This window comes from Nitrospirillum amazonense, assembly GCF_029594735.1.
GTDB lineage: Bacteria > Pseudomonadota > Alphaproteobacteria > Azospirillales > Azospirillaceae > Nitrospirillum > Nitrospirillum amazonense.
The window spans coordinates 1,122,275-1,135,727 of the sequence record NZ_JARPAF010000001.1 but is presented as its reverse complement, the minus strand read 5'-3'; the positions used below and the strand labels follow the sequence as shown (position 1 = coordinate 1,135,727).

12 protein-coding genes are annotated in these 13,453 nt (G+C 69.8%); 2 read left to right on the top strand and 10 right to left on the bottom strand.

Annotation, left to right across the window (positions count from 1 at the left end; translation table 11 throughout):
- Window positions 1-52: 52 nt before the first annotated feature.
- A complete protein-coding gene (locus P5F91_RS04585) occupies window positions 53-1,960 on the bottom strand; it encodes an acyl-CoA synthetase (protein ID WP_211107018.1) in 1,908 nt (635 codons plus the stop codon).
- Between the two features lie 254 nt (window positions 1,961-2,214).
- On the opposite strand from P5F91_RS04585, the gene P5F91_RS04580 reads away from it, so the two are divergent.
- Window positions 2,215-3,027: a DUF2306 domain-containing protein gene (locus tag P5F91_RS04580; protein WP_277906648.1), complete on the top strand. Its 813-nt coding sequence runs from the start codon at window positions 2,215-2,217 to the stop codon at window positions 3,025-3,027.
- Between the two features lie 27 nt (window positions 3,028-3,054).
- Here the strand turns inward: P5F91_RS04580 and P5F91_RS04575 are convergent, their stop codons facing one another.
- The 9 genes from P5F91_RS04575 to P5F91_RS04535 form a co-directional block, all read right to left on the bottom strand.
- Window positions 3,055-3,624, bottom strand: coding sequence for a histidine phosphatase family protein (locus P5F91_RS04575; RefSeq protein WP_277906647.1), 570 nt, complete (start codon window positions 3,622-3,624; stop codon window positions 3,055-3,057).
- A gap of 85 nt (window positions 3,625-3,709) precedes the next feature.
- Window positions 3,710-5,101 carry a hypothetical protein gene (locus P5F91_RS04570; RefSeq protein WP_277906646.1) on the bottom strand — a complete coding sequence of 464 codons (1,392 nt, stop codon included), beginning with the start codon at window positions 5,099-5,101 and terminating at the stop codon, window positions 3,710-3,712.
- 160 nt (window positions 5,102-5,261) lie between these two features.
- Window positions 5,262-6,038, bottom strand: coding sequence for an FCD domain-containing protein (locus P5F91_RS04565; RefSeq protein WP_145616531.1), 777 nt, complete (start codon window positions 6,036-6,038; stop codon window positions 5,262-5,264).
- Window positions 6,039-6,170: 132 nt separating this feature from the next.
- A complete protein-coding gene (locus tag P5F91_RS04560; protein WP_277906645.1) occupies window positions 6,171-6,902 on the bottom strand; it encodes an energy transducer TonB in 732 nt (243 codons plus the stop codon).
- A 10-nt stretch (window positions 6,903-6,912) separates the two neighbouring features.
- Window positions 6,913-7,338, bottom strand: coding sequence for a TonB system transport protein ExbD (gene exbD, locus P5F91_RS04555; protein ID WP_145612320.1), 426 nt, complete (start codon window positions 7,336-7,338; stop codon window positions 6,913-6,915).
- Window positions 7,339-7,343: 5 nt separating this feature from the next.
- On the bottom strand, window positions 7,344-8,174 hold the full coding sequence (gene exbB / locus P5F91_RS04550) for a tonB-system energizer ExbB (RefSeq protein ID WP_277906644.1): 831 nt from the start codon (window positions 8,172-8,174) through the stop codon (window positions 7,344-7,346).
- 68 nt (window positions 8,175-8,242) lie between these two features.
- Window positions 8,243-9,445 carry a PepSY-associated TM helix domain-containing protein gene (locus P5F91_RS04545; protein ID WP_277906643.1) on the bottom strand — a complete coding sequence of 401 codons (1,203 nt, stop codon included), beginning with the start codon at window positions 9,443-9,445 and terminating at the stop codon, window positions 8,243-8,245.
- Window positions 9,446-9,449: 4 nt separating this feature from the next.
- On the bottom strand, window positions 9,450-10,130 hold the full coding sequence (locus P5F91_RS04540) for a Fe2+-dependent dioxygenase (RefSeq protein ID WP_145612317.1): 681 nt from the start codon (window positions 10,128-10,130) through the stop codon (window positions 9,450-9,452).
- A 53-nt stretch (window positions 10,131-10,183) separates the two neighbouring features.
- Entirely contained in the window at window positions 10,184-12,394 is a 2,211-nt protein-coding gene (locus P5F91_RS04535; RefSeq protein WP_277906642.1) for a TonB-dependent receptor, read from the bottom strand.
- 333 nt (window positions 12,395-12,727) lie between these two features.
- Between P5F91_RS04535 and P5F91_RS04530 the strand changes: the two genes are divergently transcribed.
- Window positions 12,728-13,453: a hemerythrin domain-containing protein gene (locus P5F91_RS04530; protein WP_145612316.1), complete on the top strand. Its 726-nt coding sequence runs from the start codon at window positions 12,728-12,730 to the stop codon at window positions 13,451-13,453.

Sequence of the window (13,453 nt, the reverse complement as noted above, 5' to 3'; positions counted from 1 at the left end):
TCCCCGTAGCCTCCCAGCCCCGGCGGTCGATCCGCCGGGTTTCTTTCTGGAATCAGTCTGTGATTTCATGGGCAAAGGTATAACGGCCCAGAAGCCGGCCGAGCGCCTGCCTGTCACCCTGGGCCCTGATCCGGGCCAGCAGGCCGCGATCCGGATCCAGCACGACGTCGACCTCGATATGGTCCAGGCCCGCGGTCTTGCCCTCCTGCCGGACGACGTCGGCGATCTCGTACCCCACCAGGGTCGGCTTGAAGACCTTGCCGACGCTGGTCAGCGGCAGGGCGTCCAGGACGCGCACCGCCTTGGGCCAGGCGGCCCGTTCCGGAATGAGGGCGCAGGCGTGGGCCAGCAGCTCCTCGCTGGTGGCGGTCGCGGTGGCACGCAACTGGACATAGGCGACGGGCAACTCACCGGCGTGCGCGTCGGGCCGGCCCACCGCCGCCGTCATCGCCACCGCCGGATGTGCGGCCAGGGCCTCCTGGATCACGCCGGGGTCGATGTTGTGGCCGCCCCGGATGATCAGTTCCTTGCGGCGGCCGGTCAGCCAGAAATAGCCGTCGGCATCCTGCCGGCCCAGATCCCCCGTGTTCAGCCAGCGCTCACCGGCGATGGCCAGCCAGGTGCCGCCTTCCCGGGCTGGGTCGGTATAGCCCTCGAAGACATTGGGGCCGTTCAGCGCGACGATCCCAACCTCACCCACGGCGGCATCGCGGACATAACCGCCCTGGTCGTCCAGGATGACCACCTTCATCCGTTGATAGGGCAGGCGCAAGCCGATGGAGCCGACGCGGCGTTCCCCGGCCGGCGGATTGACGCTGGAGGTGCAGGCCCCCTCGGTCAGGCCATAGCCTTCCAGGATGCGCACGCCCGTCGCCTGTTCGAAGCGGCGGAACAGCTCAACCGGCATGGGCGCGGCCCCGCACATGCCCAGTTCCAGGCTGGACAGGTCATGCCCCTCCACCGGCTGTTCCAGCAGCGTCGAATAGACGGTGGGCACACCGGAGAAGAAGGCGATGCGGTGCCGCTCCACGATCTCCCAGAAGTGGCGCAGCACGCCCTCGCCGCGATAGCCCTGGGGCGTGCCGATGACGACATGCCCGCCGCGCCCCAGCGGCGCCAGCCCCGTCACCAGCTGTCCATTGACGTGGAACAGGGGCAGCCCGCAGAAGAATACCGGCTGCGCCGCGGTCCCGCCCAGCACCTGGTTCATGGCCCAGCTGTCGAACACCTCGCTGTGATGGGTGCGACGGGCGATCTTGGGCAGGCCGGTGGTGCCGCCGGTGGCGAAGTAGGAGGCGATGTCCGTGGCGGCGGGGGCGGCGAAGGTCAGCCGTCCGCCCTCGTGGCGCTTCAGTGCGCGCGTCATGTCCTGGACGGGCACATCCAGGCGGGTGGCGCGCAGCCGCCGGGCCGCCAGCAGCCGGGCGATGGGCGCCAGGGGGGAGCGCAGATAGCGCAGGGGATCGACGGTCAGGATCTGGCGCACCGAGGGCGCCTCCACCAGGGCCGCGCAGGCCTTTTCCCAGAGGGCGCTGCCCGGCGCCGGGCCCAGGGTGACCAGCAGCCTGGCATCCGCCGCCCGCAGCAGGGCGGCGATCTGGTCGGCCTCCAGCAGGGGGTTTATGGGAAAGGCGATGCCCGCCGTTTCCGCCCCCCAGATGGCCAGGTGGGTTTCGATCAGGTTGGGCAGCAGGATGGCCACCGCGTCGCCCCGGCCTATCCCCAGGTGGCGGAACATGTGGGCGGCCTGGGTGATCCGGGCCAGCAGCGCGCGATGGGTCAGGGTGTAGGGTCGCGCCTGGTCCCGGGTGCGCAGGAAAAAGGACAAGGCGGGCGCATCGGGGTTCAAGGCGGCGCCGGTGGCGATCATCTCATAGCTGTTCGCCGGCAGGTTCCGCTCGGCCAGCGGGACCGCCTCGATACGCTCGACATCGGCCAGGCAGGAAATCCCCATGCTCATGCGTTAAACCTTCATCCGTGGGTGGACATCATCGGGCGATGGACCAACGCCGTCGCCATGGCGGCCCAGGCTTGACTTTTGACAGCCTATCCATACACGGAAAAGAGGAATGTTCGGCTCGCTCGGCGCCTCAGGCGGGCGCGTATTCGGGCGAGCGCATGTATTGATTGGGGGGAACCATGACAGCGGCATTGGACGCGGTCGCCGTCCGGGGGGCGGGCGCTGAACTTGGGGGCCGGGCGTTGCGCTGGAGCATGAGGCAGCTGGTCGCGGTCACCTGGGCCAGCGGCGCCATCTTCGGCGCCTACATCCTGGCCTTCTTCGGCGGCACCGCGGTCAACGGCACGGCCGCCCGGTGGAATGAGTCGTTGCCGGCCCTGCACGACGCTGGCGCGCCGGTGGCCACGGCCGCCATCGGCGCGCATTTCATCGCCGGCGGCATCCTGCTGTTGCTGGGCCCCATCCAGCTGATGGGCGGTGTCCGGCGCGCGGTGCCGGGGCTGCACCGCTGGCTGGGGCGGCTGTACGTGACGTGCGCCGGTTTCGCCGGGCTGGGCGGCCTGGCCTACGTCCTCACCACCGGTACGCTCGGCGGCACGATGATGAACCTGGGGTTCGGCGCTTACGGCGCGCTGATGTCGCTGGCGGCGGTGCTGGCCTACACGCATGCCCGCGCCCGCCGGTATGACCAGCACCGCGCCTGGGCCATCCGCCTGTTCGCGCTGACGGTCGGTTCCTGGCTGTATCGCATCGAATACGGCTTCTGGTTCCTGACCATGGGCCGGCTGGGCCACACCAGCCATTTCACCGGCTGGTTCGACGCGGTGATGGTGTTCTTCTTCTACGTGCCCAACCTGGCGGTGGCCGAACTGGCCATCCGCTCCGATCGCGCCCAGTCCAACAACGGGTCACTGGCCAACGGGTCACGGGCCAACGGGCCGCTGGCCTACGCCGCCGCCGCCGTGCTCCTGGCGACGGCGGCCTTCGTGATCGTCGCCACCTGCTCCTTCACCGCCGATTATTGGTGGCCCGGCATCGTGGCCGGCATCACCGGCGCGCGCCTCTGATGGGTGCGCGCCATACGGTGAGGCGTTTCACAGGGGCGTATCGGAGTCCCCGGCCAGCAGGCGGGGATACAGCTCCTTGAAGGCGAAGCCGTCGCCCTTGCCGCCCTCCTTGCGCTTGAAGCGCAGCACGACGTCGAAGCGGTCCTCCGGCCAGGCGGTGGGCGGCTTGCCCCGGCGGACGGGCAGCAGGGGGATGATGCTCTCCACGATGGCCTGATGCTCCCAGCACACCAGCACCACGCCGGACAGGGTCAGCAGCTCCTTGACCAGCGCCGCCTCCTGCCCTTTGCCGTAGGTGGTGTTGGGCACTTCCAGCCCCAGGCGCGCCGCCAGGGGCGAGGCCGTCTCGAACGGCCGCTTGCTGGGCCCCTTGTTCACCGTGGTCCCTGGCGTCGCCGCATACACCGCCGCCGGCTTGGCATAGGTGCTGCCCTCCAGCCCCGCCCCGAACAACGCCGCCCAGGCCCCCGCCCGCTGCCAGCCGCGGATGACCAGGGACTCCTTGTCCTTGGTCCCGTCCAGGGTCAGGCCGGGCCCAGGCCAGCTGGCCTCGGGCTTTTCGGCATGGCGGATGAAGTACAGCGTCAGCTTGCTCATGAGGGGCCCTCCCGTTGGTTTCGCCCATTACGCGGGCAAAATCCCAGGATGACAATACCAGCGGTAGAAGATTCGACTTTGACGTCTACGGCACCGCCGCCCGCTCGCCACCGCCGCGCTTGGCCTCCTGCAGGTCGCGCACTTCCTCCATCACGGTGTCGCGCCCGGCGGCGAAGTCGGGGAAGCGCCAGCCGACTTCCTGTTCGGGGCTGAGGTCGCCGGCGGCGACGCCGAAGGCGTAGTTCAGCCAGAAGCACCGCGTGATGTCGTGGCAGCCATGGACCCAGTCGTGCATGCCGGTGGCATAGCCCACGGTGGTGTTGGTGTTGCGCAGCACCAGGGGCGCGCCGGTCTCGCCCCAGAAGGTGTCGCGGTCGCCCACGCGTTGGCCGATGATGTGGGCGCGGGCGCCGGCGTAGTACTTGGCGCGGGCCAGGGTGACGATGGCGGCGGAGAAGGTGGCGTTGCCGGTCAGCAGCCACAGGGTCCCGTCCGGGGCCAGCAGCGTGGGCAGGCGGCGGGTGAAGTCCACCGTCTTGGTGTAGTCGCCGCCGCCGTCATAGCGCAGGTCGATGACCATCCAGCGCCAGCCGCCCGGCGGCGCGCTGGCGGCAACGGCCTCCAGCTGCCGGGTCAGGGGGCCCTTGTCATCATCCATCACGGCGTTCAGGCGCAGGTACAGGCCCTGGTGGTCCAGCGCGCGGGTCTCCAGGCTGGCCGTCTTGCCGCCATAGAGATGGGTGAAGGCGGCGGCCTGCGGCAGCCAGCGCAGGCTGTCGGCGCTGGCCATGGGGCCGGCCTCCAGCGACGTTTGCATCGTGCCGCCCGCCTCATCCGCCAGGGTCAGCGCCAGGTGGCGGCCGTCCGTCTCCGGCCAGACGGCGCGCAGCAGGGCGGGGCAGACCAGCAGGTTGATGCCCTGGGCCCGCGCATGCTCGTCAGTGCCGGTCAGATAGGGCCGCACGGCGGCGGGGATGTCGTCAGCGGGGTGGCCGTCGATGGCCACCACCCGGCGACCCAGGAGACCCGCCTGGGCATCGGCGGCGCCAATGACGTACAGGCCGTCGTCGAACCAGGCCAGGCGCACCGGCGCCACGCCGTACTCCGCGTATTTGGGGAACAGTTGCACGGCGGTGTGGCCGTTGCCGGCCAGGGCCACCAGCCGCGCCACCTCCATCACGAAGGTGGGGGCATCCATCTCGCCCACGCGGGCGCGCAGGTCCGCCACCCCCTGGGTGAAGGCGGCCCGCCCCTCCGCCGTGAAGCTGCGGTCCAGGTCCAGCAGCACCAGCAAATCGTCCAGGTCTTGGCCGCGCGCGTCGGCGATGCTGGTGGGTGAGGGCTTGGGCGCCAGTGTGACGGAGGGGCTGAAGCGGGCGCGCAGGGCCGTGCCCACCAGCCATTCCGCCCTGAACCACAGCGCCGCCGCGGCGGCCGCCAACACGATGACGGCGATCACGAGCCGTTTGTACGACATGAGTTTTTTCCCCCTGTTCTGTCGGGGGCGCTTACTCAAACACCGTGCCAGTTTGGTTAATGATTGTTTATCAATGGGTTGGCGATGGGGCGCGCGGAAGCGATGGCGGTGGTCTTCAAAAAGTGAGCGCTGGCGCCAATCGAGAGCCGTTCTCGCCACCCTATTTGTCGGCGGCCACGATATCCCCGCCGGCGATGCGGCGCAGTGAGGCTTCCAGCCGTGCGTCGGCGCGGGAGATTTCCACCAGGGCGTCGCGGATGAAGTTGATGTGCGCCTCGGCGGCCGCGCGCGCCGCCGCCGGGTCGCCCTTCATGATCGCCTCATACAGGGCGCGGTGTTGGCTCAGCAGCAGCTGGCGCACGCCGGTACGCTGGTACAGCTTGGCGCGGTTGAAGAAGACATCCTGGCGCAGCATTTCGGCCAGGGCGCGCATGATGTGCAGGATCACGACGTTATGGGTGGCCTCATAGACCGCCAGGTGGAACTCCGCATCGGCGTCCGCCTCTTCTTTCGCCTCGTCATGGCCGTGGGCGGCCTCCATGGCCTCGAACCGGGCCTGGATCTGGGCGCGGTCCACGTCGGTGGCGCGCAGGGCGGCGTAGTAGGCGGCAGCCCCCTCCACCTCCGTCCTGAACTCCAGGTAATCCAGGGTGGTCTCGGGCCGGGCGGCCAGCACGGCGTGCAGCGGCTCGGTGAAGGTGGGGCCCAGCAAGGGGGCGACGAAGGTGGCCCCGCCCCGGCCGCTGCGCAACAGGCCGCGTTGCTCCAGCTTCTCCAGCGCCTCGCGCAGCGAGGGGCGGGAGACGTTGAAGCGCACGGCCAGCTCCCGCTCCGGCACCAGCTTTTCGCCGGGGCGCAGGCTGCCTTCCACGATCAGCTGTTCCAGATGCTCGGCGATGGTGTCGGCCAGCTTGGCCGGCCGGATGCTGTCCTTCATGGGGTCCCGTCAGCGTTTCCTCTGCCCCACCGTCTCCGGCCGCCTGCTTTCGGCGGCGGCGGCGCGGTGGTGCGGTCAAAATAATTGACCAGTGGCGCCTTGGGGCGCAACGGAAATGACGGGCCGGGGAGATCAGCGCAGCAGGCTGAAATCCACCGGCATGGTCCAATCCAGGGGCTTGTCGTCCGGGGCGGGGGGCAACGGGTCGGCCCGCCGCACCGTGGCCACCGCCTCCTCATCCAGCAGGGCGAAGCCGGAGCCGCGCTCCAGCGTCACGCTCAGCACGTGGCCCGTCCGGTCGAGGGTGAAGTGCACCAAGGCGGTGCCCACCTGGTGACGCTGCCGCGCCTGCGCGGGATAGCGCAGATAGCGGTAAAGATGCGCCATCAGCCGGCCCTCATAGCTGTCCGGGCCCTTGCTGGCCGGTGCCGGCGGGGCGGGCGGCGCCTCCGGTGCCGGGGTTGACGTCTGCACTGCCTTGCTGGGCGGCGGCTCGGGTTGCGGCGTCGCAATCGGGGCGGCCTGCGGCGGCACCGGCGGGGGGGGCGGCAGGGGAAGGGGCTTCACCGCCACCGGCTTGGGCGGCGGCGGCTTGGGCGCGGGTTTGGGCGGCTCCGGCTTCGGGGGCTCGGGCTTGGGCGGTGCGGGTGGCGGTGGCGCCGGGGGCGGCGGCAGGTCGATCTGCAGCGGCGGCGGAGGGGGCGGCGGTTCCAGGGTGGAGCGTGCCATCAGCCAGGGCAGGGCCAGGGCATGGGCGGCCAGCACCAGGGCCAAACTGCCGCCCCAGACCAGGCGTGCGCGCCTGTCTTCACCAGGCCTGTCCTCGCCAGGAAGATCGCCGCCGTCCTTGTTCATCGATGCCATCGCCATGGCGTCACGGGGCCCCGCCGCCGTCCAGCCCCACCAGCGAGACCTTCAGGTATCCCGCCGTGCGCAGGCTGTTCATCACCGCCGTCAGGTCGCCGTAGGAGACGGCGCGGTCGGCGCTGAGGGTGATGCGCTGGTCCTTGTCGCCGCCGGCGGCCTCGTCCAGGGCGGCGGCCAGGCCGTCGCGCGCCACGTCGGCGCCGTTGATCGCCAGGGTCAGGTCGGCGCGGATGGTCAGGGTCACGGGCTTTTCCGGGTGTGGCCGGGGCGGCGCGTTGGAGGAGGGCAGGTCCACGGGCACATCCACGGTGGCCAGGGGGGCCGCCACCATGAAGATGATCAGCAGCACCAGCATCACGTCGATGAAGGGCGTGACGTTGATCTCGTGGGTTTCGGCCAGCTCATCGCCGCCGTGGGAAAGACGGGCAGCCATCCGGGTCACTCCGCCGCGCGGCTGCGGGCCCGAGGGGCACCCGCCCCTTGCATGCCCGCCTGCTCCCGGTCCAGGTCGCGGCTGACCAGGCGCAACACGCCGGCCGACACGTCGGCCAGCAGCACGCGGTAGCCGTCCACCTTGCGGGCGAAGACGTTGTAGACCACCACCGCCGGGATGGCGGCCACCAGGCCGGTGGCGGTGGCCAGCAGCGCCTCGGCGATGCCGGGGGCCACGACGGCCAGGCTGGTGGTCTGCGTCTTCGAGATGCCGATGAAGCTGTTCATGATACCCCAGACGGTGCCGAACAGGCCGACGAAGGGGGCGGTGGCGCCGATGGTGGCCAGCACGCCGGTGCCGCGCACGATGGCCCGCCGGGCCTTGGCCTCCAGCCGCTCCAGCCGCAGCACCACGCGTTCCTTCACACCCTCGGCCGGCAGGCCTTCGGACTGGGCGCGTTCGGCTGTCGCGGCGCGGGCGAAGGCCAGGGCCAGGGCGTCGCCCTCACCGGTCAGCTGGCTGGCCGCCACGTCCAGCGAGGGGGCCTCGTCCAATTTGTCCAGCGAGCCCTGCAGGCGGCCGCGCGCGGCGCGCAGCTCCAGCCCCTTGGCCAGCAGGATGGTCCAGGTGACGACGGAGGCCGCCAGCAGGCCCAGGATGACGGCCTTCACCACCCCATCGGCGTTCAGGAACATGCCCATGGCCGACAGGTCGTGCGGCACGGTGGTGGCGGCGGTGCGGGCCGCCCCCTCCTGCGCCCAGGCGTTGGTCGCCCCTAAGCCCAATGCCGCCGTCAAGCTGGCGGCGGCCGTCTGCTTCAGCAACTTGGTCGCCATGTTGGTCGTGCCCCTCTTTGAAAGCATTGCGTCGCTGCCCTGACGCGTCGTGAAACGGTTGGCGGTGGTCATTCCGCGGCGGATTGCAGGATGGCGGCGGCGCGGGCGGCGCCTGCCTTGCGGTTTCGGCGCTTAATCCACCACATGGACGTGCCGGTGATGGCGAACAGGGTGGGCAGCAGGCCGCTCAGCGCCACCAGGACGCGGTAGACGGGGCCCAGCCCTTCGCCCTCGTGCAGGGGGCGCATCCAGCCGGTGACCTTGTTGCCCGCCGCCTGCGTGCTGGGGTCCCGCACCTCCACCACCTGGCGGGCCCAGGGGTCCACCATCAGGGTGACGGCGCTGGGGGCGTCGCCGCCCAGGGGCGCCAGCACCACGCGGATGGCCTGGTCCGGGCTCTGCGGCAGGCTGGCGCCGCGCAGGGCCAGGCCGGGGCGGGGGGAGGCCGCCAGGGCGATGGCCACGGCCTCATCCACGCCGGCCGGGTCCACGCTGTCACGCGGCGTCACCTTGGGCACGGCGAAGCCCTGGGTCTGCGCCGCCATGGGCAGCACCGCACCCACACCGGCGGCGATGCTCTGGGGGAAGGCGATGGCCACACCGGTGACGCTGACCACCAGGAAGACGGCCAGGCCCCAGATGCCGGCGGCTCCGTGCAGCTCGCGGTGGAAGCGGGCGCCCTTGGCCGCCTTGCGCACGATGAAGGACTGGCGCCATTGCCCGGGCCGGGGCCACCACAGCACCAGGCCGGTGACGCCCAGCGCCGTCATGATGACGCCCAGGTATCCCACCAGGTCGCGGCCGCTGCGATCCTGGATCAGCAGATTGCCGTGCAGGCGGTGGATCCAGCCGATGGTGGCGTCCAGGCCCGGGGTGCTGACCACCGCCAGGGTGACCGGGTCGATGTGCACGCTGATGCCGGGCATGCCGCCGCCTTGCGGACGGGGGCCGCCCTGGCTATGGGCGTGCTCTCCACCTTGCGGCGTGCGGCGCGGCGCCTGGAAGCGCACGGTGGCGATTCCGCCTGGCGCGGACGGGGCGGCGTAGCTGGCGGGCTTGGCGCCCGCAGGCGCCACCGCGGCGGCGGCGTCCACCACCTCGGCCACGCTGCGCGGTGCCGCATCGGCGGGCGAGGCCGGCACTGATGGGGTGAACACGGCGCGCAACTCCGGCTCGATCACCAGCGCGGTGCCCGACAGGCCCAGCGCCAGCAGGGGCAGGCCCAGGATCAGGCCCACCCACAGGTGCAGGAAGCGCAGCGTCTTCATCATGGCGTCAGGCCTCCGCCCAGCGGCGCAGCAGGTTATGGTAGATGCCGGTCAGCCGCACCACGGCGGGCTGGCCGGCGGCCTCGCGGTTCAGATCCTGGATGGTCGTATCCAGATCGAACAGCAGGGTGCGTTCCCCGTCGTCGCGCACCATGCTTTGCATCCAGAAGAACGAGGCGATGCGGGCGCCCCGGGTCACCGGGGCCACGCGGTGCAGGCTGGTGGACGGGTACAGCACCATGTCGCCGGCCGGCAGCTTCACCTCATGCTCGCCGTAGGTGTCCTCCACCAGCAGTTCCCCGCCGTCATATTCGTCGGGATCGGCCAGGAACAGGGTGGCGGACAGGTCGGTGCGCACGCGGTGCGGCGTGCCGGGTATCTGGCGGATGGCGTTGTCCACGTGGATGCCGAACGACTGGCCGCCGGCGTAGCGGTTGAACAGCGGCGGGAAGACCTTCAGCGGCAGGGCCGCCGACAGGAACAGGGCGTTCTTTTCCAGCGCCGCCAGGATCATGTCGCCCATGGCCCGGGCCGCCGGATGGTCGGCCGGGATCTGGGCGTTGTTCTTGGCCATGGCCGACTGGTGGCCGGCCGTGACGCGGCCGTCCACCCAATCGGCGGTTTCCATCCGCTGGCGGCACCAGGCGACCTGCTCCTGGGTCAGGACGCCGGGAATGTGAAGAAGCATGGGTGCCGCCTTGGATGGTCGAGGGTTGGGATGGTCTGGGGTTGATGGGTGGATCAGAAGGCGAAGTTGGCGGTGAACTGGACGGTGCGGCCCTCGCCCGGGACCAGGTGGGCCGGATGGATCTGGTCGACGTAGTCGCGGTCGGTCAGGTTGATGATGTTGGCCTGGATGCTGATCTTTTCCGTGATGTCGTACTTGGCCATGGCGTTGAAGGTGACATAGCCGGGCACGGTGTTGATCAGGTTGGTGGCCGCCACCGGGCTGGAGCTGCCGATGCGCTGCGACACCGCGTTGGCGCCGCCACCGATCTGCAGCTGGTGCGTCACCTGATAGGTGGTCCACAGGTTGAAGGTGTGGTGCGGCACGTTGGGCAGACCGCGGCCCACCTGGCTGAAGGTGGTGGATTTGATGACCCGGCCGTCCATGTAGGCGTAGCTGGTGCTGACCTGCCAATCCTCGGTGATACGGCCGGTCACCTCCAGCTCCACACCCTTCACCTTCTGGTCGCCGCCCAGCACGTTCAGGGCGGAGTTGTTGGGGTCCGTGACGCGGGCGTTGTCCTTTTCCGTCTGGAACAGGGCGGTGCGCACGCTCAGCGCGTCGTGCAACAGGTCGATCTTGCCGCCGACCTCGTAGGTCTTGTTGCTTTCCGGATCCAGGTTGGCCGTGGCGGCGGACAGCGACAGCTGCTCGGCCGACGGGTTGAACGAGGTGCCGAAGCTGGCGTAGAGGCTGCTTTCCGGCGTCGGCTTGAACACCAGCGAGGCGCGGCCGGACGGCAGGCTGTCGGTGCGGGAGAAGGCGGCGGCCGGGGCCACGGTCTGCTTGTAGTCCGTGTCCAGGTGGTCGTAGCGGAAACCGCCGACCAGCGACCACTGCTCATTGAACTTCATGGTGTCGACGGCGAACACCGCCACCGTATCGACCGTGGTGCTGACACGGGACGAGATGGTGCCCACGCCGGCGAAGGTCTGGTACTCGTTGGGGTTAAGCAGGGTGGTGGTGGGAACGCCGGTCCAGGCGGTGCGCGTCGGGTCCGAGGTTTCGCGCGACAGTTCCACGCCCGTCACCAGATGGTGTTCCAGGAAGCCGGTGTTGAACCGGGCGGAGGCCGTGGCCTGGTCGTCCAGGGTGGTTTCCACGCTGCGCACGGTGATGGCGTTGCGCTTGATGGCCACGCCCGACAGCGGCCCGACGGTGGCTGGCGTCACGTTGGCGTTCACCAGCTGCGGCTCGGTGATGCGGACGTTGCGGTAGTAGTTGCCGTAACGGAACTGGTTTTCCAGGGTGATGCCGGACGTCAGGTCGTGCTGCACGTCGGCGGTCACGACATTGGCGTCGGTCTTCAGGTAGTCGCTGTGGAAACCGTAGTAGGTGCGGTAGTCCACCGGCGCCGGCTGGCCCAGCAGGAAGGGGATGCCGTAGTCCGGCCGGTCGTTTTCCGACTGGTGTAGATAGCTGATGGTGACGCGGGTGGGCGTGCCGATGCCGAAGGCGACGGAGGGCGCGAAGCCGTAGCGCTCGTTCTTGGCGCCGTCGCGGCCCTCGACGAAGCTGCTGGTGCCCATGGCGTTCAGGCGCACGGCGGTGGTGGCGTCGATGGCGCGGTCCACGTCCGCCGTCAGGCGCTTCATGCCGTCGGTGCCCAGGGTGGCGGTGCCGGCGGTGATGGCCTCCAGCGTGGGTGTCTTGCTCACCTGGTTGATGGTGCCGCCGGTGGAACCGCGCCCGAACATGGCGCTATCCGGGCCCTTCAGCACCTCGGCCGACTGGTAGTTGAAGCTGTCGCGGTAATAGCTGCCGAAGTCGCGCAGGCCATCCAGGAAGATGTCCGACCGCGCGCTGAAGCCGCGCAGGGTCAGGCTGTCACCCTGGGCGCCGCCTTCACCGGCCGCCAGGCTGATGCCGGCGACGTTGCGCAGGGCATCGCGCAGGGTGGTGACGCCCTGGTCCTTCATCTCCTGGCCGGAGATGACGGTGACCGATTGCGGCGTGTCCAGCAGCTTTTCCGTCAGCTTCACGTTGGACGACCGCTCGGTGCGATAGTCCTGCGCCGGGGCGGCGTCCTGGTCCTGCACCGACAGGGTGGGCAACTGGCCCGTGCCGCCCTGGGTGGCGGGCGCCGTCGCCGTCTGGGCCTGCGCACCCAGGGAAAGCAGGGCGCCGCCGGCCAGGCCCACGCTCGCCAGGCCCAGGGCGGTGCGGGCCAGCGTGCGGGGCGTCTTGGCCCGGCTTGCGATGATGATGTTGCGGTTGCTCGACATGACGGTCCCCACCTTGATGCCACGCTATGTGGTTGGCTCCCCGCGCGGATCCCGGCTATCGAGCTCCGCGGTTATACCCTTTGTTAAGATTGCGAGCGACTCTTATTTGCCGATTTGCGCCATGTCAACGGCCACCTGAGACTGATTATCAGAATCCATCGCAGAAGATCCGCATGGCTGCGTTGCGGTGCATCAAAATGAGATAAAGTCGGTTGGGCGATGTGTGCCGGAACCGCTCCGCCGTACCGGCGTTCTGCGGGTGGCGGGGTCGCCGATTGGTCCGCTGCCGAAGGGGCCGCTGCCGAAGGGGCCGTTGCCGAAGGGAAGGAACCGATGGATACAGTGGATCAGCGTCGCCGTTCATTCCTTCACGCCGGTTCAGCCGGCGTCGTCGTGGCCACAGGCTTGGCCTTGGCCGGATGCGGTGAAGGGGCAGGCAGCGAAAAGGACGTCGGTGCGGTGGAAGACCTGATGCGTGAGCACGGCGTGCTGCGCCGGGCCCTGTTCGCCTACACGGAGGCTGCCGCGCGCCTGCGCGCGAACGACGGGGCAGCCGACTCCGGGACCATCGACGCCGGGGCCCTGAAGCGGGCGGCGACCTTGTTCCGCACGTTTGGCGAGGATTACCACGAGCGCCTGTTGGAGGAGGCCCACATCTTCCCGGCGATCCGCAAGCTCCAGGGCCCGGTGGCGGCCTATCCCGACGTGCTGACGGCGCAGCACCAGCGCGGGCGGGAGATCACCGACTACATCCTGGGTGTGACCGGCAAGGGGGCGATTGGGACCGCCGACCGGGAACCGATGGCCCGCGCGATGGAGACCCTGGTCCGGATGTACCGGGCCCATGCCGCCCATGAGGACACCGTGGTTTTCACGGCATGGAAACAAGCCCTGTCCGGGCACGAGCTGGACGAGATGGGGGACAAGTTCGAGGAGATCGAGCACCAGAAATTCGGCAAGGACGGGTTTGACGACGCGGTCCACCAAATCGCGGACATTGAACAAGCCCTGGGATTGGCCGACATCGCCCAGTTCACCGCGCCACCACCCCTTGGCTGA